Source organism: Bradyrhizobium sp. OK095 (genome assembly GCF_900109945.1).
Taxonomy (GTDB): Bacteria; Pseudomonadota; Alphaproteobacteria; order Rhizobiales; family Xanthobacteraceae; genus Bradyrhizobium.
Genome location: NZ_FOBX01000001.1, coordinates 934689 through 955973, shown reverse-complemented (window position 1 = coordinate 955973; position 21285 = coordinate 934689). Strand labels below are relative to the sequence as shown.

Annotated in this window: 17 protein-coding genes and 1 pseudogene; 9 read left to right on the top strand and 9 right to left on the bottom strand. The window is 62.4% G+C overall.

Features of this window, described 5'->3' with window-relative positions; genetic code table 11:
* Nucleotides 1–5: 5 nt before the first annotated feature.
* Together BMW89_RS04505 and BMW89_RS04500 are read right to left on the bottom strand one after the other, a co-directional pair.
* Nucleotides 6–875, bottom strand: a complete 870-nt coding sequence (locus BMW89_RS04505; protein ID WP_092023051.1) for a branched-chain amino acid ABC transporter permease — start codon at nt 873–875, stop codon at nt 6–8.
* Between the two features lie 74 nt (nt 876–949).
* Entirely contained in the window at nt 950–2140 is a 1191-nt protein-coding gene (locus BMW89_RS04500; RefSeq protein ID WP_092023049.1) for an ABC transporter substrate-binding protein, read from the bottom strand.
* A 523-nt stretch (nt 2141–2663) separates the two neighbouring features.
* On the opposite strand from BMW89_RS04500, the gene BMW89_RS04495 reads away from it, so the two are divergent.
* On the top strand, nt 2664–2948 hold the full coding sequence (locus BMW89_RS04495) for a hypothetical protein (protein WP_092023047.1): 285 nt from the start codon (nt 2664–2666) through the stop codon (nt 2946–2948).
* Nucleotides 2949–3013: 65 nt separating this feature from the next.
* Here the strand turns inward: BMW89_RS04495 and purU are convergent, their stop codons facing one another.
* The gene (gene purU / locus BMW89_RS04490) at nt 3014–3877 is read right to left on the bottom strand and encodes a formyltetrahydrofolate deformylase (protein ID WP_092023045.1); all 864 of its coding nucleotides are present in this window, start codon (nt 3875–3877) and stop codon (nt 3014–3016) included.
* A gap of 154 nt (nt 3878–4031) precedes the next feature.
* On the opposite strand from purU, the gene BMW89_RS04485 reads away from it, so the two are divergent.
* A complete protein-coding gene (locus tag BMW89_RS04485) occupies nt 4032–4880 on the top strand; it encodes a uroporphyrinogen-III synthase (RefSeq protein ID WP_092023043.1) in 849 nt (282 codons plus the stop codon).
* Nucleotides 4881–4938: 58 nt separating this feature from the next.
* Here BMW89_RS04485 and BMW89_RS04480 read toward each other — a convergent pair whose 3' ends face one another.
* The 3 genes and pseudogenes from BMW89_RS04480 to BMW89_RS04470 form a co-directional block, all read right to left on the bottom strand.
* The gene (locus BMW89_RS04480) at nt 4939–5325 is read right to left on the bottom strand and encodes a hypothetical protein (protein WP_092023040.1); all 387 of its coding nucleotides are present in this window, start codon (nt 5323–5325) and stop codon (nt 4939–4941) included.
* Nucleotides 5322–6773 carry an AbeC-like domain-containing protein gene (locus tag BMW89_RS04475; RefSeq protein ID WP_143062714.1) on the bottom strand — a complete coding sequence of 484 codons (1452 nt, stop codon included), beginning with the start codon at nt 6771–6773 and terminating at the stop codon, nt 5322–5324. The genes BMW89_RS04480 and BMW89_RS04475 overlap by 4 nt, the downstream gene beginning before the upstream one ends.
* A gap of 539 nt (nt 6774–7312) precedes the next feature.
* Nucleotides 7313–7561, bottom strand: a pseudogene (locus tag BMW89_RS04470) (Crp/Fnr family transcriptional regulator); the annotation flags it as partial.
* 113 nt (nt 7562–7674) lie between these two features.
* Here BMW89_RS04470 and BMW89_RS04465 point away from each other — a divergent pair.
* On the top strand, nt 7675–8937 hold the full coding sequence (locus tag BMW89_RS04465) for an MFS transporter (protein ID WP_092023036.1): 1263 nt from the start codon (nt 7675–7677) through the stop codon (nt 8935–8937).
* 349 nt (nt 8938–9286) lie between these two features.
* Here the strand turns inward: BMW89_RS04465 and BMW89_RS04460 are convergent, their stop codons facing one another.
* Together BMW89_RS04460 and BMW89_RS04455 are read right to left on the bottom strand one after the other, a co-directional pair.
* Nucleotides 9287–11698, bottom strand: a complete 2412-nt coding sequence (locus BMW89_RS04460) for an autotransporter family protein (RefSeq protein WP_244547513.1) — start codon at nt 11696–11698, stop codon at nt 9287–9289.
* Between the two features lie 150 nt (nt 11699–11848).
* Nucleotides 11849–12523, bottom strand: coding sequence for a Crp/Fnr family transcriptional regulator (locus tag BMW89_RS04455; RefSeq protein ID WP_092023034.1), 675 nt, complete (start codon nt 12521–12523; stop codon nt 11849–11851).
* Nucleotides 12524–12859: 336 nt separating this feature from the next.
* Here BMW89_RS04455 and BMW89_RS04450 point away from each other — a divergent pair, with 336 nt between their 5' ends.
* The 6 genes from BMW89_RS04450 (at nt 12860) to BMW89_RS04425 (ending at nt 20116) form a co-directional block, all read left to right on the top strand.
* On the top strand, nt 12860–13681 hold the full coding sequence (locus BMW89_RS04450) for an ABC transporter ATP-binding protein (RefSeq protein ID WP_092023406.1): 822 nt from the start codon (nt 12860–12862) through the stop codon (nt 13679–13681).
* Nucleotides 13678–15609 carry a long-chain fatty acid--CoA ligase gene (locus tag BMW89_RS04445; RefSeq protein WP_092023032.1) on the top strand — a complete coding sequence of 644 codons (1932 nt, stop codon included), beginning with the start codon at nt 13678–13680 and terminating at the stop codon, nt 15607–15609. The genes BMW89_RS04450 and BMW89_RS04445 overlap by 4 nt, the downstream gene beginning before the upstream one ends.
* Before the next feature lie 220 nt (nt 15610–15829).
* On the top strand, nt 15830–16723 hold the full coding sequence (locus BMW89_RS04440) for a branched-chain amino acid ABC transporter permease (RefSeq protein ID WP_092023030.1): 894 nt from the start codon (nt 15830–15832) through the stop codon (nt 16721–16723).
* A gap of 3 nt (nt 16724–16726) precedes the next feature.
* Nucleotides 16727–17800, top strand: a complete 1074-nt coding sequence (locus BMW89_RS04435) for a branched-chain amino acid ABC transporter permease (RefSeq protein ID WP_092023028.1) — start codon at nt 16727–16729, stop codon at nt 17798–17800.
* A 46-nt stretch (nt 17801–17846) separates the two neighbouring features.
* Nucleotides 17847–19130: an ABC transporter substrate-binding protein gene (locus BMW89_RS04430; RefSeq protein ID WP_092023026.1), complete on the top strand. Its 1284-nt coding sequence runs from the start codon at nt 17847–17849 to the stop codon at nt 19128–19130.
* Between the two features lie 146 nt (nt 19131–19276).
* Entirely contained in the window at nt 19277–20116 is an 840-nt protein-coding gene (locus BMW89_RS04425) for an ABC transporter ATP-binding protein (RefSeq protein WP_092023024.1), read from the top strand.
* Here BMW89_RS04425 and BMW89_RS04420 read toward each other — a convergent pair.
* Entirely contained in the window at nt 20113–21252 is a 1140-nt protein-coding gene (locus tag BMW89_RS04420) for an AGE family epimerase/isomerase (protein ID WP_177195813.1), read from the bottom strand. The genes BMW89_RS04425 and BMW89_RS04420 overlap by 4 nt on opposite strands.
* Nucleotides 21253–21285: the final 33 nt, after the last annotated feature.

The window sequence follows — 21285 nt, the reverse complement described above, 5'->3', positions numbered from 1 at the left end:
CGAACTCAACGCGCGGCCGTGCGGCCGAACAGGCCGTTGGGGCGCCAGATCAGGATCACGATCATCATGGTGTAGATCACGAAGGGTCCCATTTTCGGCACGTAATATTTGCCGGCGACGTCGCCGATGCCGAGCAGGAGCGAGGCCAGGAACGGGCCGGTGATCGAGGACGAGCCGCCGACGGTGACCACGATCAGGAAGTAGATCATGAATTTCAACGGGAAATACGGATCGAGGCCGAGGATCTCGGCGCTGAGCGCGCCGCCGAGGCCGGCGAGGCCACAACCGAAGGCAAACGTGAAGGCGAACACCTGCGGCACGTTGATGCCGAGCCCGCTTGCGGCGCGCGGGTCATCGACCGCGGCGCGCAGACGGCTGCCGAAACGCGTTTTCGCCAGCACCATCTGGAGACCGATGGTGAGCAGGCCGCAGATCACGATGATCATCAGCCGGTAGCGGCCGATGCCGACGCCGAACACGTCGAACTGGCCCTGGAGCGCGGCGGGCAAATTGATGAACACGCGCGACGAGCCCTGGATGTAGTCGACGGCCGCGACCGACATGAACGTCAGGCCGATGGTGAACAGCACTTGGTCGAGATGGCTGCGCGCATAGAGATGGCGATAGAGCGCGCGCTCGAGCACGATGCCGATCGCGGCAGAGGAGACGAAGGCGAGCGGCAGCGCGGCGAAGAACGGCCAGCCCATCCGGTTGACCAGCACCATGCAGACATAGCCGCCGGCCATGGCGAAGGCGCCGTGAGCGAGATTGACGAAGTTCATCAGGCCGAGCGTGACCGCGAGCCCGCAAGCGAGCACGAACAGCAGCATGCCGTAGGCAACGCCATCGAACAGGTTGGTGAGGATTGAGGTCATCGTCTCAGCTTGGAGTTAGTCGTCATGGCCGGAGCGCGCACTAGGCGCGCCCCGGGGTGACGCGCTTTCGCGCGTCACTTCTTCGTCTTGCCGAGGTCCTTGACAGCCTCGAAGGTCGCGAACTCGACATTGTAGAGCTCGCCGTCGACCTTCTCGACCTTGCGGATGTAAATGTTCTGCACGATGTCGCGGGTCTCGGGGTCGATCGAGATCGGGCCACGCGGGCTCTCCCACTTCTGGCCCTTCATCGCCTCGATCAGCTTGTCGCCATTGGTGTCGCCACCCGTCTTCTTCAGCGCTTCGTAGATCAGGTGGATGCCGTCATAGCCGCTCACCGCCATGAAGCCCGGACGGTTGCCGTAGGCCTTCTTGTAGGCCGCGACGAAGTCCTTGTTCATCGCGGACGGATGCGCCGCCGAATAGAGATGCGCGGTGACCGTGCCGAGCACCGCGTCGCCCATGTTGTTGAGCAAATCGTCGTCGGTGACGTCGCCCGGCCCGATCACCTTGATGCCCGCCTTGTCGAGGCCGCGCTCGGCATACTGCTTCATGAAGTTGCCGCCTTGGCCTGCCGGCACGAACACGAAGATGGCGTCGGGCTTGGCATCCTTCATGCGCTGCAGGAACGGCGCGAAGTCGGGGTTGGCGAGAGGCGTCTTGACCTCTTCGACCACCTCGCCGCCACCGGCGGTGAAATTCTGCTTGAAGAAGTTCAGCGCGTCATTGCCGGGCGCGTAGTCGGAGGTGAGCGTCGCCACCTTCTTGATGCCGTTCTTCACCGCCCAGTCGGCGATGATGGTCGAGGACTGCGCCAGCGTGAAGCTGGTGCGCACGATATAGGGCGAGCGCTCGGTGATGATCGAGGTGCCGGCCGCCATCACCACTTCCGGAATCTTGGCCTGCGTCGCCAGCGGCGCCGCGGCGAGTGCTGCCGGCGTCACGCCGAAACCGGCGATGAAACTGACCTTGTCGTTGACGATCAGCTCCTGCGCGGCGGTCTTGGTCTTGTCCGGGATTGCAGCGTCATCCTTGAGGATGATCTCGATCTTCTTGCCGGCGACGGTGTCGCCCTTCTGCTGCATGTAGAGCTTGATCGCGTTTTCGATCTGCTTGCCGGTGGAGGCCTGGCCGCCGGTCATCGGCAGGATCAGACCGACCTTGACGGTGTCCTCGGCCTTAACAGGCACGATGGCCGCAAAGCCCGCGATGGCAGCCGCTGCCGCGGCCCAAGTAGCCTTACGAGACAGTTGTTTGCGTTCGAACATCAGATGTCCCTCCCCTTCATTCCTGACCTCTTGTGCGCCGGATCGAGTGCCCGATCCTTGCCTTAACTTAGCTCACGCATACGCGATGTCGCGCGCCACATGGCATATTTCGCGCCCTCATTGTCAATCGGACGTTCGGCGACCATTCGGCGCAATCCGAGCGTTCCGATGAGCAAGGGGCGGAGCGGTGTCGCGGTTACGCCGGGGTAACCCGAACGCCCGGATCTTGGCAGTTTTCATTTGTACGATTGTACAAATGAAATGGACCTGTCAACGAAAAAGCCCCTGCGCCGGTCCAGCCCATTTGTCGCGAGGCTCTGGCCGCAGTCTAGAAGGGCGATCGGCAGCGTGGATGGAGGATTTCGTCTTTCCCTTGCAGAATTCGGACATCGGCAGGAGCCTGGCCGGCCGCATCTCGGTAACTAATTACCTGCTCTCGAATAAGTCTATTTTACCTTGTTGAAGGCTACTCTCCCGGTGCCAGCCTGAACTGGCGTCCAACGATCGAACTCGCGCGCCCAAAATGCTCAAGTCTCTCCGCTCCGCACTCACCCTCGTTGCACTCGCCGCGGGGCTGTCCGGCTGCGGCACCGTCAACGAAAAACTCTCGGCTGGGATGGGCGACTACGTCCCGCAATGGGCCGGCGGCCTGCCGGCGGACGCCCCACCGCGGCCGGGCACGCCGCAATACGACGCCTACTTGAAGGAGCGCGAACGCAAGCGGCTGATGCCGGCGGCGGATCGCGAAAAGGAAGAGCAGGCGCAGAAGGGCACGACGGGATCGACGTCGGCCGGCGCGGTGCGCTGAGGGAGCGAATGGCGAATAGGGAGTGGCGAATACGGCCACCCTTTCTATTCGCTACTCACAATTCGCTAATCCATGAACACCACGGTCTTGCGGCCGTTGGGGATCACGCGGTCGTCAAGATGGTAGCGGATCGCGCGCGCCAGCACGCGGCGCTCGATGTCGCGGCCCTTGCGGACGAGATCTTCCGGCGTGTCGCGATGGCTGATGCGCTCGACGTCCTGGTCGATGATCGGGCCCTCGTCGAGATCGCGCGTGACGTAATGCGCAGTGGCGCCGATCAGCTTCACGCCGCGCTCATGGGCCTGGTGATAGGGCTTTGCGCCCTTGAAACCCGGCAGGAACGAGTGGTGGATATTGATGCAGCGCCCCGACAGTTTTGCCGAGAGATCATCCGACAGGATCTGCATGTAGCGGGCGAGCACGACGAGATCGGTTCCGGTTTTCGCGACGAGATCGAGGATCTGCGCCTCCTGCTCGCGCTTGGTCTCCTTGGTGACAGGCAAATAGTGGAACGGGATGCTGCCGAAATCGAGCCCGTCATAGGCCTCGCGCGGATGGTTGGAGACGATCGCGGCCAAGATCATCGGCAGCTCGCCGGTGCGCCAGCGATAGAGGATGTCGACCAGGCAATGGTCGGATTTCGACACCAGCAACATCACCTTGCGATGTGCAGCGCGGTCGCGCATCTGCCATTCCATGCCGAAGCGCTCGGCGATCGCGGCAAAGCCGGTCTGGAGCGCCGTGAGCTCCACGGCGAGATCGGCCGCGGTGAACACCACGCGCATGAAGAACTTCTTGGTCTCGACGTCATCGAACTGCTGGGCGTCGAGAATGTTCTGTCCGTTATGGGCCAGGAAGGTCGACACCGCCGAGACGATGCCGGGGCGATCCGGACAGGACAGGGTCAGGACATATTGATGATCGGGCATGATGTTGAGAACTGGCTCTTGATCAAGGTTTGTGCAGCGGTGCGCGGAACACCCGCGATTTGCGCCCTGCTCTATCACCGACGCGACCCTTGCGCCAATCCCGGGCGCAGAGTCAGGATGAACGGACGATTGAAATTCTGACCGGAGCACGCCCATGGCCGACCGCTTGAACGGCACCCGCATCCTGATCCTGGAAACGCGCGAGGAGGCGCAGTTTTCCAAGCTGCTGGCCGAGCAAGGCGCCGAGGTCGTGCAATGCCCGATGTTCACGATCGAGGATGCGCCAGACCCTGCCCCGGTCGAGACCTGGATCCGCCGCGCCATCGATAAGCCCCTTGACGACCTCGTGCTGATGACCGGCGAAGGCCTGCGGCGGATCATGAAGCTCGCGCGCGCCCGCGGGCTCGACCAGGCCCTGGTCGCGGCCCTTGCCCGACCGCGAAAATTCACCCGCGGCCCCAAGCCCGGCAAGGCGCTGCGCGAGAACGGATTAGAGGCCCAGCAGACCACGGAGAAGCCGACCACCGAGGGCGTAATCGAGATGCTGGGCAAGCTCGACCTGAAGGGGCGCCGCCTCGGCCTCCAGCTCTATCCCGACAAGGACCACAGCGCGCTGACCGGCGCGCTTGCCGCGCAAGGTGCCGAGGTCGATACCGTGCTGCCTTATGTCTACGATTCCAAGGCAGCGGATGCCAACATCGTCGCCGCCATCGACGACATGGCGCAGGGACGAATCGATTCCATCGCCCTGACCAATCTCGGCCAGGTCCGCCGCCTGATCGAGGCGGCGAAAGCGCATGGCAGCGAGGCGAAGCTGCGCACAGGCTTTGAGCGGACGCTGATCGCCTCGGTGGGCCCTGCAGTCTCCGGCGAGCTCGCCGCGCACGGCCTGCGCACCGACATCTCGCCGGCGGATGAGGCCTATTTCATGCGCCCGCTGATCTCGGCGATGGCCGCGGCGCTCGCGGAGCGGAAACCGACGATAGCAGCGAAGCGAGGGTAAGCCGCAGAATCGCGCTACATTCAGCGTCGTCCCCGCCGCCCCATAATTCACTCCTTAGCTAAGGAATTGCAAAACCGAATATCGCGGCAAGCTTTGCGATGGGCGCGAGAATCGTCCCGGCGTTTGATACGAACTCTCCCAGCAGTTGAGCCGAGGAGGCCAGCGATCTGAGCGCACCTTCGACCCGACCCCGATCCGGAGTGGCCTTCGCAGCTTCCGCCTCTAATCCATTCACATCCTCAGAAATCGATGCTTTCGCCTTCTCTGGAAGCGCGATCCCCTCGATCGCCGTCTTGAGTTCTTGGAGTGACGCGCGAAATTGAGAGAGGTCTCCTGAAGAGAGGTTTTGGATTGCCGTCGCATTCTTCCCAACAGCCATCACTTGGGCACTAACGGTGTCGGCGATTATACCCTGATTGCCCGAGGCGTCTGATTTTCGGTTCATGACGCATTCGACCTGGTAGGTCCCTTCTGACTGCTCTGCGCCGTGGCACCCTGCCCAACGGCCATCGCCTGTGCAGTCACATCTCCACCCTGGACCATGATACCCGAATTATAGATGGTCATGACCTTATTACGCAGATCAGAAACATCCACGCCATGGTCCTCCATGTACTTGTAAACTAGCTCTACAATGGTCTGGTCAAATGCCTTCACAGCGAAATCCAAATCCGCCTTCTGAGAATAATGATCGAATTTCGCGTCCGTCATCTCGCGTCTGGTGCTATCGGCGGCCCCGTAGTTGAACATCGGGTTTGTTTGCAGACTTTCCAGATATTCCTTTTTGATCTTATTGATCGAACGGCTCAGCGTTGCAAACGCCAGAAGGTTGTAGGTTTCGGCGATCACCACAAATGGGCTGACGATCGCCACACCAAAGAACTCGCCGATTTTTGTCGACAGCTTCTTGTTATCGAGATTGGTGGTATCTACGCCCTTGAATCCCTTGGAGGGGGGAGCCAGCACAAACCTGCTCGTCTCGATGTAAAAAATCTTGCCCTTGAGCACTGTTCGAACGATGTGAGTGAGTATCAATCCGCCGTCCCAGCGGATGTCATGGAACATGATGTAGCTTCGAACAAGATTGGGGTGCTTCTGTGCGAGGGCGCTCACCGCGACTCCGTCCAAACTTACGTTTGGTTGGTTGATATTCGCCTCATGCGAGACCATCGGCAGTATGAAGGCATCTTCGCCGCGAGTCGCAATGATCTCTCTGACAAGCAAGTCGCCGAAGCCACTCCCTGGAAGCTCCCGTTTGATGGCACCTTCGATTTCTTCGCAAGATACCGGATGAATTTCCGCTGCGCCTGACGCAGATTGCGCCGGTCTCTCAACATCAACCGTGAAGGACCATTTGCCGACAGGCACCCCTGCGAATTTAAACGGATCGAAATCCTTAAAGACCAGCACGCGCTGGTCGCATGGACCAATTCCAACATCTAGTTTGCTGTCATGCGCCGCATTGAGCAATTGCGTCGCTCTATTCAGGTTGAACTTGCTCCTCGAGTATTCGCCCAGCTTGCTTTGCCGGTCGGCATGGCGTTTGCCGACAGCAATCCCTGCCACAAGAAAGAGAAGCACGAATATGGTCTCAGGCATGCCAAGGAGGAAGGCGAGCACTGTTAAGGCAAGAACGATCGCGCAAAGGAGGCGATGAGCCCTCTCCTTAGTTTCCACCTCCGAGGCCAAATAGACCATCGGACGAGGATCGAGGCCGATCTCCAGAGGAGGTGCGGCAATTGGGTTCATAGCCTTGAGCAAGAGCTGCCTGCGGAACGCTGCTCCTCGCGAGTGCACTCCGGCCAAGGCTAATCTCATGACCTCAAAACAGCTCGGCCATGTCAGCACTCGAGTGGATCCATTTAGCTGAGGCTTCGATAGTTGATCCAGCATGACCACTCTCCGTCGAAAATGACGTCGCTGCAGCGGAACATTCATGTAAGCCGCCGACTATCGTCAACCAGATATCGACACCAACTGCGCTGCCTTGAGCCGCGGGCTGAGTTCACCTGAGATCGCCGTCGGCCTCAAAAAGCCAGCCCAGCGCGCTCTCGTCGATTGTCCTCGGCACCCGGGCCGACATCCTCATTGGCCGAATGGCACGGCAGAGAGGGATTGTTGCGGTCATCGAAATATTTGCGCGGTGGCATCGAAACTTGGTAGCCGCGGCGGCATTTACACACCTGCCGAAACGACTCAAATAATTTTCGTCAATTTCAATTGGGCTTCGCGCTCGGTCCACGAGCAACCTCAAGACGCTATCACAAGTTGCTTCCTAGTCAAGCGACACTCCAGGCAAAAAGCCAGGCTGACGCCAGGTCGCCTTGGACTTCTGTAAAGGCGGGTGACCTATTCCTGCACGCCGACGTAAAGGGGCGGCCTGTTTGCCAGAAGAAATTATTTGTTCGTTGCCGGGGAGAACGCTTCACGAATCCCCGTAGCCGCAGACGCTCGATATCGAGAATAGACACGCCACCATATTCGAGCCGCAACAGCCCCTCTTTCCCCAGCCGGTTCAGCGCGCGGTTGGCGTTCGGGCGGGACATGCCGGAGAGGGCGCCGATCTCCTCCTGGGTGATCTCCAGGTGCGCGGTCGATTCCGGATAGAGGATCGGGTTGAATAGCGAGGCGATGCTGCGGGCGAGGCGCGCGGTGGCATCCAACGTGCGGTTGACCTCGAGCGGGGGCAGCCTGCGGCGAGTCCGATTGACACGCGCGTCACCAACGCTACGTTACTGAACAGCAAGAAGAAACAACAAGGGCAGGGAATCGCCGTGACACGCGTCATCGCGTCTTGAGCACAGGCGCACGACCTTCCGCACTCGCACCATTCCGTATCCGCAACTACCGCTTCCAGTGGCCATCCGATCTGCTCACCTCCTGGGCGTTCGAGATCGAGACGCTGGTGCTCGGCTGGTACATCCTGGTCGAGACAGGATCGGTGCTGCTGCTGACCATTCTCGCGTCGCTGCAATATGTCGGAACGCTGGTTGCACCGGCGCTCGGGATGATCGGCGATCGCATGGGTCATCGCGACCTCCTTGTCGTGCTGCGCCTCACCTATACGGCGCTCGCCTCGACCATCATGGTGCTGGCGCTGACCGGCCGTCTGGCGCCGCTCAACGTCATGATCATCGTGGCGATCATGGGCCTGATCCGCTCCTCCGATCTCGGCATTCGCAGCGCGCTGCTCGCCGACATCATGCCCGCCGAGCGGCTGGTGAGCGCAATCGGCCTGTCACGCACGACCCAGGATAGCGCGCGCATCGCCGGAGCGCTGACGGGAGCCGGACTGTTTGCCGTGCTCGGCATTGGGCTCGTCTATGCGGCGGTCGCGAGCCTCTACCTCGTGGCCGCGATTCTCATGTCCTGCCTGACCCGGCCAAAACGGACCGTCACCACCAGCGATCTTCCACCCAACGGCCACGCGGTCTCGCGGCTGCTGGGCGACCTCAAGGAGGGGATCGTCTACGCCTGGAGTGGTCCGGGAATGCGCGCGGCGCTGTGCGTCGCCTTCCTGGCCAATCTCACCGCATTTCCCTTCACCGGCGGATTGCTGCCTTACATCGCGCGCGAAATCTTTCATACCGACCAGACCGGCCTCGGTTATCTCTCGGCGAGCTTCGCCGTCGGCTCGCTGATCGGCTCCATCACGCTCAGCCTCGTCGGCGGCCTGCGCATTGCCCGGCTCCTGATCGGCGCGACGCTGGCCTGGTACGCCATGCTGCTGGTGTTCGTCGAAATCAGGACCATGCCGGTGGCGATGGCCTGCCTCGTGCTCGCCGGCATCGCCCAGAGCATGTCGATGATCTCGGCCGCGGTGATCCTGATGCGGACGGCCAGCGCACATCTGCGCGGCCGCGTGATGGGTGTGCGCATGATGGTGATCTACGGCTTGCCGATCGGATTGCTCGCGGCCGGCAGCCTGATCGACATCATCGGCTATTCCGCGACGGGTTCGCTCTATGCCGTCGCGGGCTTCATCGCGATGCTGGCGATCGCGATCCGCTGGCGCGCAGACCTCTGGCCGCTACACGCTCCCGCCAACGCGCGCTAGGCGTATCCTCATAAATTGGGGACGCCGCTTGACGTCGCCATGCCGATGACAGCCTCGCAGAATCGGAAGGTCGCAGGACTTCCGCGTGGGCCACAAGGCGACAGATGGGCTCATCAAGCGAAGAAGCATTTGGGGATACTGCAACCAACGATGTTCATCTTTGTTAAACTCGCCTGAGCGAAGGTCAGACTATGAAGTACGTCTTTATCTGCACCGTCATTGGTTTCGTCGCGGGATTGCCGCTGACCTTATTACTCGCTCGCAAAAGACCAACATTGGCTTGGTGGCTCGCTATAGGCTCCAATATGCCGACATTGGCAATGCTCCTATCTTTGTCATCCGGCGATTGTCAGAACGTGATCTTGACGCCACCCCGGCCGGTAATTGTCCGGCTGCTGTCGGACATTCCGTTGAATTCGGTCGCGGCGAAGAACGATGCGCCCGAGGCGTGACGCCAGTCAATATTGGCGCCTGCATAGTAACCGATCACATTGCTCCGGCCAGGCGTTGCGAAGGCGAGGCTTTGACCGAGCAACACCGCGTTCACACCGCTATCGCCCGCCCGCTGCAATGACACGCCGCCGGCCGTGCCGGTCAGTTGCAGAGTGCCTCGTCCGACGCCGTTGAAGCTGCGAGTCAGCGCGATACCCGCGCGCTCCTCGAAATAATGCGAGACTCTGCTGGCGACGGCGAGATTGGCCGCTGATCCGTTCTCCTGATAGGCGTCGAACCCGGCCGCGAGATAGCGCACCCGCACCGTTGGCGTGAGCGTCAGGTTGCTGCCGAGCGGCCGTTCGAAGCCGAGCGCAAGCTCGGGCGTGACGAACCAGCCGGCATAGTGCGCCAGCGCATAGTCGACTCCGCTCGGAGCCAGATTGTTGTCGACCCTGCGGCTGGAGCTGTTGCCACTGCCGCCGCCGATCAGTGAAAAATCTACGAAGCCGCCGTTGAGCGCGTAACGCCCGTAAAGACCGGCAAACGCCAGATCACTGGTGGTACGCCCTGCATTCAGGTCGAGGTCGGACTGCAGACTGCCGCCGCCGATGAAGGCGCCGAGCCGCAGCCCGGCTTGCACCGTCTTGTCCACGCCGAGCGCGCCACCGTAGAGATTGTTGACCGAGCGCAGGGTCGGACCGTCCTCCGGCGCGACGCGGCGGCCACCGAACCCCTGCGCCCAGACGCTGGTGCCGTCGGCCGCAGTGAAGTTCGGATTGTTCGCCAGCACGCGGTCCTGACCGGCATAGGCCAGCGAGGCGAAGGCGTTGTCGATCATGTCGCGCGCCACGTTTCCCGATGGCGCGAAACCGATGGCCATCCCGTCACTGCTGGCCGGCGCGGGCGAGGATAATCGTCCTGTCGCCAGCGAGCCGATCACATGGGTGACGTCGACCATGTTCCGGCTGTTGACCGCGAACGACGAGGGATCGACGATGGCGACGGAATTGCCGCTGACGACGTAAATCGCGTTGGTAACGTTGATGGTCGCACCCGTATCGGCAAGCCCAAATTCGTTGTTGCTGTCGCCAAAGGTCAGGATCGACGAGGCCATCCGGCCGCCCTGGATATTGATCACAGTCGGAGTCTGCCCCGGGATGGTCGCATCGCCTGGGATCGTGATGCGCCCGATCACGCGCGATCCCGTCAGCAGGTTGAGCGTCATGCGCGCATCCAGGAGAACGTTCGTCAAGTCGATGGCGGCATATTGTCCGCTGCCGTCGATCAAGCCGGCATTGGTCAGGAACGCGCCAGGACCTGCGCTGCCGTTGTAGTCCGACGTGACCTGCACGGTGCCACGAATCGAACCGGTGTTGATGACGGAAGCAGGCCCGCTGTTCGCGATTGCCGACACCGTTCCCTTAATGGAGCCCGAGTTGATTACCGATGCAGGCCCGCTGCTCGAGGTCGCTGCTACCGGCCCCTGGATCGAGCCGGCGTTGGATATGGATGCAGGCCCACTGCCCGAGGTCGCTGCTACCGATCCCTGGATCAAGCCGGAGTTGGATACGGCCGCGCTTCCTGAATCGCTCGACGCAGCCACAATGCCAGCGAAACCGCTATTGACGATGCTGGCGTTGCCGAGACCCGCAATGTTGGTTATTCCGGCGGCAGTACCGCTGTTGATGGTATTTGCCTGAGTGCCTTGCAAGCCATCAACATTATACGAAAGGATATAACCGAGAACCGTTCCCGAGTTCTCAACGATTGTGTCGCCAAACAAAGTGGATGTGCGGATGGTCGTCAGAGTGAGAGCTTGTCCGCTGTTATAGATTTTCGCCGAGCCAAAAACCGAGTCCAACGGCGTTACGATAATAGCTCCGTTTACGATACCGGTGTTGTACACAGTGGCATCGCCCCCGTAATCGACGAGCGTGCGGAGAATTCCGTTGATGGTCCCGTGGTTGACCGTAATCGCCGTCGGCGTGAAAGAGCCTGCCCCCAGAACGCCGGCGTGCGTATTGACTTGGCCGTTGATGATTCCATCGTTGATCAACGTCGAAGTGCCGAATTGCACGAATGTCAGGGCTTGGGTTGCGGTACCGGTCGCCGTAATATTGTTGGTGAGGTTATTGTTTCCGGTGACTGGCCCGCTGGGCGGATCGCCAACTGGGCCGGAGGCGCCGCTGTAAGTGCAGACAATGCTTGTCGTACCCACGCAGGTCTGTGCTGCCGCATCGGCCGCCATCAGGGCAACAATCACGGAAAACAATGCGCTTCGCAACAAATTGCAGCCGGACAAATACGCTTTCAAAAAATCAAACACCACGCGACACCACAACCCATTTCCGCCTAACTCGTAGCAGGCGGCAGAGGCGCGCACTGTGGCAAGACGGTAACAAGGCGGGCAATTAGTTCGGCGACTCAAGAAAGTTCCAGAAACGGAACGGGCAGGCAAGAATCTTGCGCACGCACTCTAGTCTCCATAACTGCGCAGCCGCTCGATATCCAAAATCGTCACCCCGCCATACTCCAGCCGCAGCAGGCCCTCCTTTTCCAACCGGTTCAGAGCGCGGTTGGCGTTCTGGCGGGACATGCCGGAGAGCGCACCGATCTCCTCCTGGGTGATCTCCAGATGCGCGGTCGATTCCGGATAGAGGATCGGGTTGAACAGCGAGGCTATGCCGCGGGCGAGGCGCGCGGTGGCATCGAGCGTGCGGTTGACCTCGAGCATGCCGATGAACTGGCCGAGCCGCTCGTTGAGCTGGCGTACCAGGAAGCGGTTGAAGCCGACGCTGTTCTCGAACAGCCACATGAAGGCGCTGCGCTCCATCAGCGCGACGCGGCTGTTGCGCAGCGCGACCACGTCATAGCGGCGCGGCTCGTTCTTGAGCACGCTGCCTTCGCCGAACCAGGCCCCGGCCGTCAACCCGGCAAGGCTGGTCTCCTTGCCGTCGCGCGAGACCCCGCCCATCCGGGCCAGGCCAAAGACCATGCCGGCCCAATAGTCGAAGGTGTCGCCGCGCATGAACACGGTCTCACCGGTGCCGTAGGACCGCTCCGTAATTCCGGCGCGGGCGACCTCGATCTCCGCTTGCGTGAGCTCGCGCGACCAGGCGGCGACGCGCTTCAGTTGATCCTCTGAAATCATGATCCCGAAGCCAGCCGCACCGTTTCGTCACCCATCTCTCTGCTGCACTGCAACACGATCTCTTCAGCCACCATCCGACGAAAGAAGGAGGCCACGGCCACCCGAAAAACTTTGTCGCAGAATTGTCAGGCCGGAGACATTTCAAAATAGCGCTTTCCCCTATTGAGGGCCACCTCGGGCGATGCGACTTTTGATCCCAAACGGGAACGAGAGTGGTGCGGCGCCGGTCGGGACCATCTGCTGCATGGCCTCGCCGGTACGGCCGTACTAGGATCGCCCGACAGGAACCGACGAAGAGCGCCGCTGAACGCGCCATCACCGGGAGGGATTTGTTTGGTGGCTACCAGTCTCGAAGTGCGCGGCGTGTCCTTGCGATTCGGCGGCGTTCGCGCGCTGACCGATGTCAGCTTCGCCATTCGGGAAGGCGAGCTGTTCTCGATCATCGGCCCCAATGGTGCCGGCAAGACCTCGATCGTGAATTGTATTTCCGGCCGCTACAAGCCGACCGAAGGCCAGCTGTTCTACGGCGATCGCGACATCACCGGCCTGACGCCGAACGCGCGCGCCTCGCTCGGCATCGGCCGCACCTTCCAGAACCTGGCCCTGTTCCACCACATGAGCGTGCTCGACAACATCATGGTCGGGCGCCATCACCTGTTGAAGAACAATTTTCTCACGGGATCGCTGTACTGGCTCACCGGTGCACGCAAGGAAGAGCTCGCGCACCGCCGCAAGGTGGAAGAGATCATCGACTTCCTCGACCTCCAGTCGGTGCGCAAGGCGCCGGCCGGCACCCTCTCCTACGGCTTGCGCAAGCGCGTCGAGCTTGCCCGCGCCATGGCGCTGGAGCCGCGCCTCATTCTCCTCGACGAGCCGATGGCCGGCATGAATTTCGAGGAGAAGGAGGACATGGCCCGCTACATCGTCGATCTCAACGAGGAGTTCGGCATGACCGTGGTGATGATCGAGCACGACATGGGCGTGGTGATGGATATCTCCCACCGCGTCATGGTGCTGGATTTCGGCCGCAAGATCGCCGAGGGCGATCCGGCCGCGGTTCTCGCCGACCCCCACGTCCGGCGCGCCTATCTCGGCGAAGAGGACGAGGAGCTGGTCGATCCCGACGATGCTCCGCCGGCGCAGGAGAGCGCGGCATGATGGATTATGCGGGCCGCGTCGCGCAGGCCGACACCTATCCGAAGATGCTGCGGCTCAACGCCAGGGAGCACGGCAACGAGATCGCGCTGCGCGAGAAGGATCTTGGGCTGTGGCGCGTCTTCACCTGGAATGATTACAGCACCCGCGTGCGCGATTTCGCGCTCGGCCTCGTCGAATTGGGCCTCGGGCGCGATGATGTCATCGGCATCATCGGCGACAACCGTCCAGACTGGGTCGCAGCGGAGATCGCGACTCACGCAATTGGCGGATTGAGCCTCGGGCTCTATCGCGACGTGCTCGACGAGGAAGCCTTGTATCTCCTCACCTATGGCGAGGCGCAGCTTGTGTTCGCCGAGGACGAGGAGCAGGTCGACAAGCTGCTCACGCTCGCCGATCGCGTGCCGAAGCTGAAGCACATCATCTATTCCGACCCGCGCGGGATGCGAAAGTATGACGACCCGCGCCTGATGTCGGCCGAAAAATTCGCCGGGCTCGGCCGTGCGCGCGCGACGCGCGAGCCTGCGCTTTACGATCGGCTCGTGGATGCCACCAAGGGCCAGGATGTCGCGATCCTCTGCACCACGTCAGGCACGACATCGCATCCAAAGCTCGCGATGCTCGCAGCCGGCCGCGTGCTCAGCCATTGCGCGACCTATCTCGCCTTCGACCCGAAGGGACCTGACGACGAATATGTCTCGGTGCTGCCGCTGCCATGGATCATGGAGCAGGTCTATGTGCTCGGCAAAGGCCTGCTGTGCCGGATGAAGGTCAACTTCGTCGAAGAGCCGGATACGATGATGAACGATCTGCGTGAGATCGCGCCGACATTCGTGCTCTTTGCCCCCCGCATCTGGGAATCGATCGCCGCCGACGTCCGTGCCAAGGTGATGGACGCGACGCCGTTCAAGCAGCGGCAGTTCGACATCGGCATGAAGACGGGTCTCGCCGCGCTCGCACAGGGTAAGCGCTCGGGCTTCGCCGATGCGATCTTGTTCCGCGCGCTGCGCGACCGGCTCGGCTTCACCCGCCTGCGTTCGGCCGCGACCGGCGGCGCGGCGCTCGGCCCCGAGACATTCAAGTTCTTTCAGGCGATGGGCGTGCCGCTGCGCACGCTCTACGGCCAGACCGAGCTGCTGGGCGCCTACACGCTGCATCCCGCCGGCAAGGTCGATCCTGATACCACCGGCGTGCCGATGGCCGACAGCGTCGAGATCCGTATCGACAATCCCGACGTCCATGGCGTCGGCGAGATCGTGGTGCGGCACCCCAACATGTTCCTCGGCTATTACAAGAACCCCGAGGCGAGCGTTGCCGACATCAGGGACGGCTGGATGCTGTCCGGCGACGCCGGCTATTTCAACGCCAACCGCCAGCTCGTCGTCATCGACCGCATCAAGGATCTCGCGGAGACCTCGCGCGGCGAGCGCTTCTCGCCGCAGTTCATCGAGAACAAGTTGAAGTTCTCGCCCTATATCGCGGAGGCCGTGGTGCTGGGCGCCGGCCGCGACGCACTCGCGGCGATGATCTGCATCCGCTATTCCATCATCTCGAAATGGGCGGAGAAGAACCGCCTCTCCTTCACGACCTACAGCGACCTCGCCTCGCGACCCGAGGTCTATGCGCTGCTGCGCAAGGAAGTCGAGACCGTCAACGCCACCCTGCCCCCGGCCCAGCGCATCTCGCGCTTCCTGCTGCTCTACAAGGAGCTGGATGCCGACGACGGCGAGCTCACTCGCACGCGCAAGGTTCGCCGCAGCGTCATCAACGAGAAATACGAAGGCATCATCGACGCGATCTACCGCGGCACCACCGACATCCCCGTCGACACCGTGATCCGCTTCCAGGACGGCACCACCCAGCGCGTACGCACGACGCTGCGCGTGGTGGATTTGGGCGCGCATGGGCATTTGGCGGAGGCAGCGGAGTGAACTTCGTGTCAGCCACGAGCGCGATGCGCATTACTGTGCCCTCTCCCCTTGAGGGAGAGGGCATCGCCGCCATCAGCCACACCCTCACTCGGGTGAGGGGTCCTCTCTCCGCACCTTCGATGCCGAGGCAACCCCTCACCCGTCTTCGCTTCGCGAAGCCACCCTCTCCCACAAGGGGAGAGGGGAAGAGCGCGCCGGACTTGTCAGCGAGCATCACTGCATGAACACCGCCTTCCTCATTCAGCTCCTGGTCAACGGCCTCGTGGTCGGCACGCTCTATGGCGTGGTCGCGATGTCGTTCGTGCTGATCTACAAGGCGACGCAGGTCGTCAACTTCGCGCAAGGTGAATTGCTGCTGGTCGGCGCCTGGGTTTGCTGGACGCTGCTCACAAAATACCAGGTGCCGTTCTGGATCGGCATGCCGATGACGCTGGTGTTCATGTTCGTGTTCGGCATCGCGATCCAGGTCCTGATCCTGCGGCCGATGATCGGCGAGCCCATCATCTCGGTGATCATGGTGACGATCGGCCTCTCCACGGTGCTGCAGGCGACGCTGAAATGGATGTTCGGCGTCAACCCGCAGCCGTTCCCGCGCGTGTTCGAGAGCCAGTCGGTCAGCCTGTTTGGCCTCCAGATCCAGACCGTCTATGTCATGAGCCTTGTGGTGTCGGTGGCGATGATGATCGGCATGGCCTGGTTCTTCCGCGCCTCCAAATACGGCCTTGCGATGCGCGCCACCGCGTTCAACCAGCAGGTGGCGCAGTCACTCGGCATTTCCGTGAAGAGCGTGTTCGCGATGGCCTGGGCGATCTCGGCCACCGTGTCGGCAGTCGCGGGCGTCGTCGTTGCGGTGGTGAACGGCGTGTCGTCGGGCCTGGCCGGCTACGGCATCAAAGTGTTTCCGGCGGCGATCCTCGGCGGGCTCGATTCCGTCGGCGGCGCGGTGCTCGGCGGCATCATCATCGGGCTGCTCGAGAACGTCGCGCAATATGTCGACAGCGAATATCTGCACTGGGGCAATCTCTACGAGATCGCGCCGTTCTACGTCCTCATCATCGTGCTGATGATCAAGCCTTACGGCTTGTTCGGCACCCACGACATCGAGCGGATCTGACCCATGGCCGGCCCTGCCCTCATCCCTGCTGGTGACTTCCGCACCTCCTACGCGGCCGACACCACGATCTTCCCGACCACGACCAGCCGCAACTTCGCGATAACAGGCGTGCTGCTGCTCTGCCTCGTGCCGCAATTCCTCGGCGGTTACTGGCTCAGCATCCTGATCCAGATCGGCATCTTCTCGATCGCCGCGCTCGGGCTCAACATCCTGGTCGGCTTCACCGGCCAGATCTCGATCGGGCACGCCGCCTTCTTCCTGCTTGGCGCCTTCACCTCGGCCTACATCTCCAACAACGCACCGATCCCGGTGTTCTTCGCGATCCCGCTGGCGGGAATCGTCACCGCGCTGGTCGGGCTGGTGTTCGGCATCCCCGCGGCGCGGCTGAAGGGGCTCTATCTCGTCATCGCCACGCTCGCCGCGCAATACATCCTGCTCGACTTCTTCTCGCGCGCGGAATGGTTCACCGGCGGCTCGGTGCCGGCGAGCGCAAACCCGTTCTCGATCTTCGGCTACAGCTTGCGCGGCGACAGGCAATATTTCTACGTCGTGCTGGCCTATGTCATCGCGAGCTACATCCTCGTCACCAATCTGATGCGCACGCGCGACGGCCGCGCGCTGGTGGCGATCCGCGACCATTATCTCTCGGCGGAGATCATGGGCATCAACCTCACCAAATACCGCACGCTGTCGTTTGGACTCGCCGCCTTCTTCGCCGGCATCGCCGGCGCGCTCTATGCCCATTACCAGCTCGTTGTGTCGCAGGAAGGCTTTGGCATCGAGCGCTCGATCCTTTTCCTGGCCATGATCATCATCGGAGGCACGGGCTCGATCATGGGCACCTTGATGGGCACCGCCTTCGTGGTGCTGCTGCCGGAGACGATGGAGCTCATCAGCCATTATTTGAAGGGCGGTGCGATCGACAAGGCGCTGTCGCTCAACACCAACATCACCTTCCTGCGCGAGATCGCGATCGGAGTGATCATCATCGCGTTCCTGATGTTCGAGCCTGACGGGCTCGCGCATCGCTGGCGGCAGATCAAGACGTACTGGAAACTCTACCCGTTCTCGCACTGAGCGCGGGCAACTCTCTAACCAACAAATAAACAGGAGGAGGCAACCAATGAAGACAAAATCCCTTTTGAGCACCGCATCGCTCGTGCTGGCAATCGCGGTCGTCTCGGCGAGCGCGCAGGCACAGATCGCAATCGGCCATCTCGCCGACTATTCCGGCGGCACCTCCGATGTCGGCACGCCCTACGGCCAGGCAGTCGCGGACACCTTCGCCTGGGTCAACAAGAACGGCGGCGTCGGCGGCAAGCAGCTCAGCGTCGACACCAACGATTACGGCTACCAAGTGCCAAAGGCGATCGCGTTGTACAAGAAGTGGTCGGCGCCGGACTCTAAGGTCGCAGCGATCATGGGCTGGGGTACCGCTGACACCGAGGCACTCACCGGCTTCCTCGCCCAGGACAAGATTCCCGATCTCTCCGGCTCCTACGCCGCAGCCCTGACCGACCCCGAAGGCGTCAGCGGCAAGGCCAAGCCCGCGCCTTACAATTTCTTCTACGGCCCGAGCTATTCGGACTCGCTGCGCGCGATGCTGATATGGGCGGCCGAAGACTGGAAGGCCAAGGGCAAGCCGGGCAAGGCGAAATTCGTGCACATGGGCGCCAACCACCCCTATCCGAACGCGCCGAAGGCCGCCGGCGAAGCCATGGCGACGGAGCTCGGCTTCGAGGTGCTGCCGCCGCTGGTGTTCGCGCTGGCGCCGGGTGACTACAGCGCGCAGTGCCTGAGCCTCAAATCGTCGGGCGCCAATTACGCCTATCTCGGCAACACCGCGGCCTCCAACATCTCGGTGATGAAGGCCTGCAAGACCGCCGGCGTCGACATCCAGTTCATGGGCAATGTCTGGGGCATGGACGAGAACGCCGCCAAGACCGCGGGCGATGCGGCCGACGGCGTGATCTTCCCGCTGCGCACCGCCGTGAGCTGGGGCGGCAATGCGCCCGGCATGAAGACGGTGATGGAGATCTCCAAGATGTCCGATCCCACCGGCAAGGTCTATCGGCCCGTGCACTACATCGCGGCCGTCTGCTCGGCGCTCTACATGAAGGAAGCGCTCGACTGGGCCGCCAAGAACGGCGGCGCCGCCGGCGACAACGTCGTGAAGGGCTTTTACCAGAAGAAGGATTGGGTGCCGGCTGGCATGGAAGGTGTCTGCAATCCCTCGACCTGGACCGACAAGGACCACCGCGGCACGCTGAAGGTCGACCTCTATCGCACCAAGATCGCGGGCGCGACCGACGGCGACCTCAACGACCTCATGGCCAAGGGCACCATCAAGCTCGAGAAGGTCAAGACCGTCGAGCTGCCGCGCAAGCCGGAACTGCTGGGCTGGTGAGCGCTCGCTTTCACCCCACGCGCCACTGTCATCCCCCGCGAAAGCGGGGGATCCAGTACGCCGCGGCTTCTCGATGAATCTCCGGCGTCTCTGGAATACTGGGTCACCCGCCTTCGCGGGTGACGACATCGAGAAAGTAACTAACCATGAGTGAAGCGGCTCAGATCGAGCGTCCCTCGCCAACCATCGTGCCCGCGCCGCCCCTCCTCGCCGTACGCAACATCGAGGTCGTCTATGACGACGTCATTCTTGTGCTGCGCGGCCTGAGCCTCGACGTCCCCAAGGGCGCGATCGTCGCGCTGCTCGGCGCCAACGGCGCCGGCAAGTCGACGACGCTGAAGGCGATCTCGGGGCTGCTCAAGACCGAGGATGGCGAGGTCACGCGCGGCGAGATCCTGTTCGAGGGCGAGCGGATCAACGGCATCGATCCCGACAAGATCGTCCGACGCGGCATCTTCCAGGTGATGGAGGGCAGGCGCATCATCGCCGACATGACGTCGCTTGAGAACCTCAAGCTCGGCGCCTTCACCCGCAGGGACCGCGGGGTCGATGCCGACCTCGATATGGTCTTCAACTATTTCCCGCGCCTGAAGGAGCGCACAGGGTTGGCCGGCTATCTCTCCGGCGGCGAGCAGCAGATGCTCGCGATCGGCCGCGCGCTGATGGCGCGCCCTAAGATGATCCTGATGGACGAGCCGTCGATGGGCCTGTCGCCGCTGCTGGTGAAAGAGGTGTTCTCGATCATCCAGAAGATCAACCGCGATCTCGGCGTCACCATCCTGCTGGTCGAGCAGAACGCGCGCGCTGCGCTGTCGGTGGCGAGCCACGGCTACATCATGGAGCAGGGCAAGGTCGTGCTCGACGGCACCGCCGACGAATTGCGCGACAACGAGGACGTCAAGGAATTCTACCTCGGCGGCGCCGGCGACCAGCGCAAGAGTTTCAAGAACCTCAAGAGCTTCAAGCGTCGCAAGCGCTGGCTCTAATCCAAAACCTGCTCCGCTTCCGTGACTGCGCAGAGAACATGATAGAACGACGACGCAGGAATGGTGTCGACCAGCGATTTGCCGTCGCGATCGAACTGGTCGTACCAGCCGCCCTTGACGGGATGGCTGAGATAATGCCGTTCGAGCCGCACCAGCGCCGCGCGCGCCTCATCCGCCGCGCCCGCCTCCCCGGATTCGGCTTGCGCGATCCACGCCTTCGCCATCTCGGTCTGCGGCCACAGCCGGCGCGTGCTGCGACGGATGTTGCCGGCAGCATCGCCCTCATCCGTGAGACAGCCGGTGGCCTCGTCGCGATAGCGCAGTGCAGTCGCAAGCAGCTCGGCGCGGCGCTGCCCGGTCGGGCATCCCGTGATGCGTTCAAATCCCTTCAACAGCCACACCCATTCCGCCTGATGGCCGGCCTCGACGCTGACCGGCTCGATCTTCGACCAGTCCTCTTCGAAGTACTCGGTGAGGATGCGCTTCTGCTTGTCGTAGAGGTTGGCGAGGAACAGCGCGAAGAACTCGCCGGCGCGATTCTGGAACGACAGATCGTGGGTCGCGTCGAAACACGCGATCATCGCCTCGAACAGATGCATATGCGGGTTCTGCCGCCGCGGCAGCGACACCGGCAGGCCCTCGTGGACGCCGCCATGCGGCGAGCGCAGATGGCCGTCGAGGAAGGCGAGCAGCGCGTCGATCTCGGCGCGGATTTGCGCGTCCTGGTCGAGTGCATAGACGGTCGCCAGCGCAAACAGAATGAAGGCGTGGTCGTAGGCATCACGCCGGCCGTCCAGCACCGCCCCCTCCGGCGTCAGCCGGTGCACATAGCCGGGCTTGCCGTCGGGCGCCTTCGCTTTGCTGAGCAGATGCTCCAGCCCCTTCAGCGCGATGGCGCGGCCTTCGGGGTACCAGCCCATCTGCGCCGCCTTGGCGTAGCACCAAATCTGGCGGGCCTGCACAAACACGCGCCGCGGCGCGGCCGCATCCGCCGTGCCGTCGGCGTGCAATCGGTCGATGAAGCCGCCTGCGGCATGGTCCCAGCCGACGGTCGACCACAGCGGCAGCGCCTCGTCGATCATGCGGCGCTTCAGGCGCGCAACGACGTCTGCCGCAATCATTCCATCGTCCGCCATCGCGTCCTCTTCGAGCCTCGCCCAGGACCGTCT

What these genes read in the sequence shown, in the direction of transcription:
- BMW89_RS04505 (WP_092023051.1), bottom strand. Translation starts at nt 875, where the DNA reads ATGACCTCAATCCTCACCAACCTGTTCGATGGCGTTGCCTACGGCATG.
- BMW89_RS04500 (WP_092023049.1), bottom strand. Translation starts at nt 2,140, where the DNA reads ATGTTCGAACGCAAACAACTGTCTCGTAAGGCTACTTGGGCCGCGGCA.
- BMW89_RS04495 (WP_092023047.1), top strand. Translation starts at nt 2,664, where the DNA reads ATGCTCAAGTCTCTCCGCTCCGCACTCACCCTCGTTGCACTCGCCGCG.
- purU (WP_092023045.1), bottom strand. Translation starts at nt 3,877, where the DNA reads ATGCCCGATCATCAATATGTCCTGACCCTGTCCTGTCCGGATCGCCCC.
- BMW89_RS04485 (WP_092023043.1), top strand. Translation starts at nt 4,032, where the DNA reads ATGGCCGACCGCTTGAACGGCACCCGCATCCTGATCCTGGAAACGCGC.
- BMW89_RS04480 (WP_092023040.1), bottom strand. Translation starts at nt 5,325, where the DNA reads ATGAACCGAAAATCAGACGCCTCGGGCAATCAGGGTATAATCGCCGAC.
- BMW89_RS04475 (WP_143062714.1), bottom strand. Translation starts at nt 6,773, where the DNA reads ATGCTGGATCAACTATCGAAGCCTCAGCTAAATGGATCCACTCGAGTG.
- BMW89_RS04455 (WP_092023034.1), bottom strand. Translation starts at nt 12,523, where the DNA reads ATGATTTCAGAGGATCAACTGAAGCGCGTCGCCGCCTGGTCGCGCGAG.
- BMW89_RS04445 (WP_092023032.1), top strand. Translation starts at nt 13,678, where the DNA reads ATGATGGATTATGCGGGCCGCGTCGCGCAGGCCGACACCTATCCGAAG.
- BMW89_RS04440 (WP_092023030.1), top strand. Translation starts at nt 15,830, where the DNA reads ATGAACACCGCCTTCCTCATTCAGCTCCTGGTCAACGGCCTCGTGGTC.
- BMW89_RS04435 (WP_092023028.1), top strand. Translation starts at nt 16,727, where the DNA reads ATGGCCGGCCCTGCCCTCATCCCTGCTGGTGACTTCCGCACCTCCTAC.
- BMW89_RS04430 (WP_092023026.1), top strand. Translation starts at nt 17,847, where the DNA reads ATGAAGACAAAATCCCTTTTGAGCACCGCATCGCTCGTGCTGGCAATC.
- BMW89_RS04425 (WP_092023024.1), top strand. Translation starts at nt 19,277, where the DNA reads ATGAGTGAAGCGGCTCAGATCGAGCGTCCCTCGCCAACCATCGTGCCC.
- BMW89_RS04420 (WP_177195813.1), bottom strand. Translation starts at nt 21,252, where the DNA reads ATGGCGGACGATGGAATGATTGCGGCAGACGTCGTTGCGCGCCTGAAG.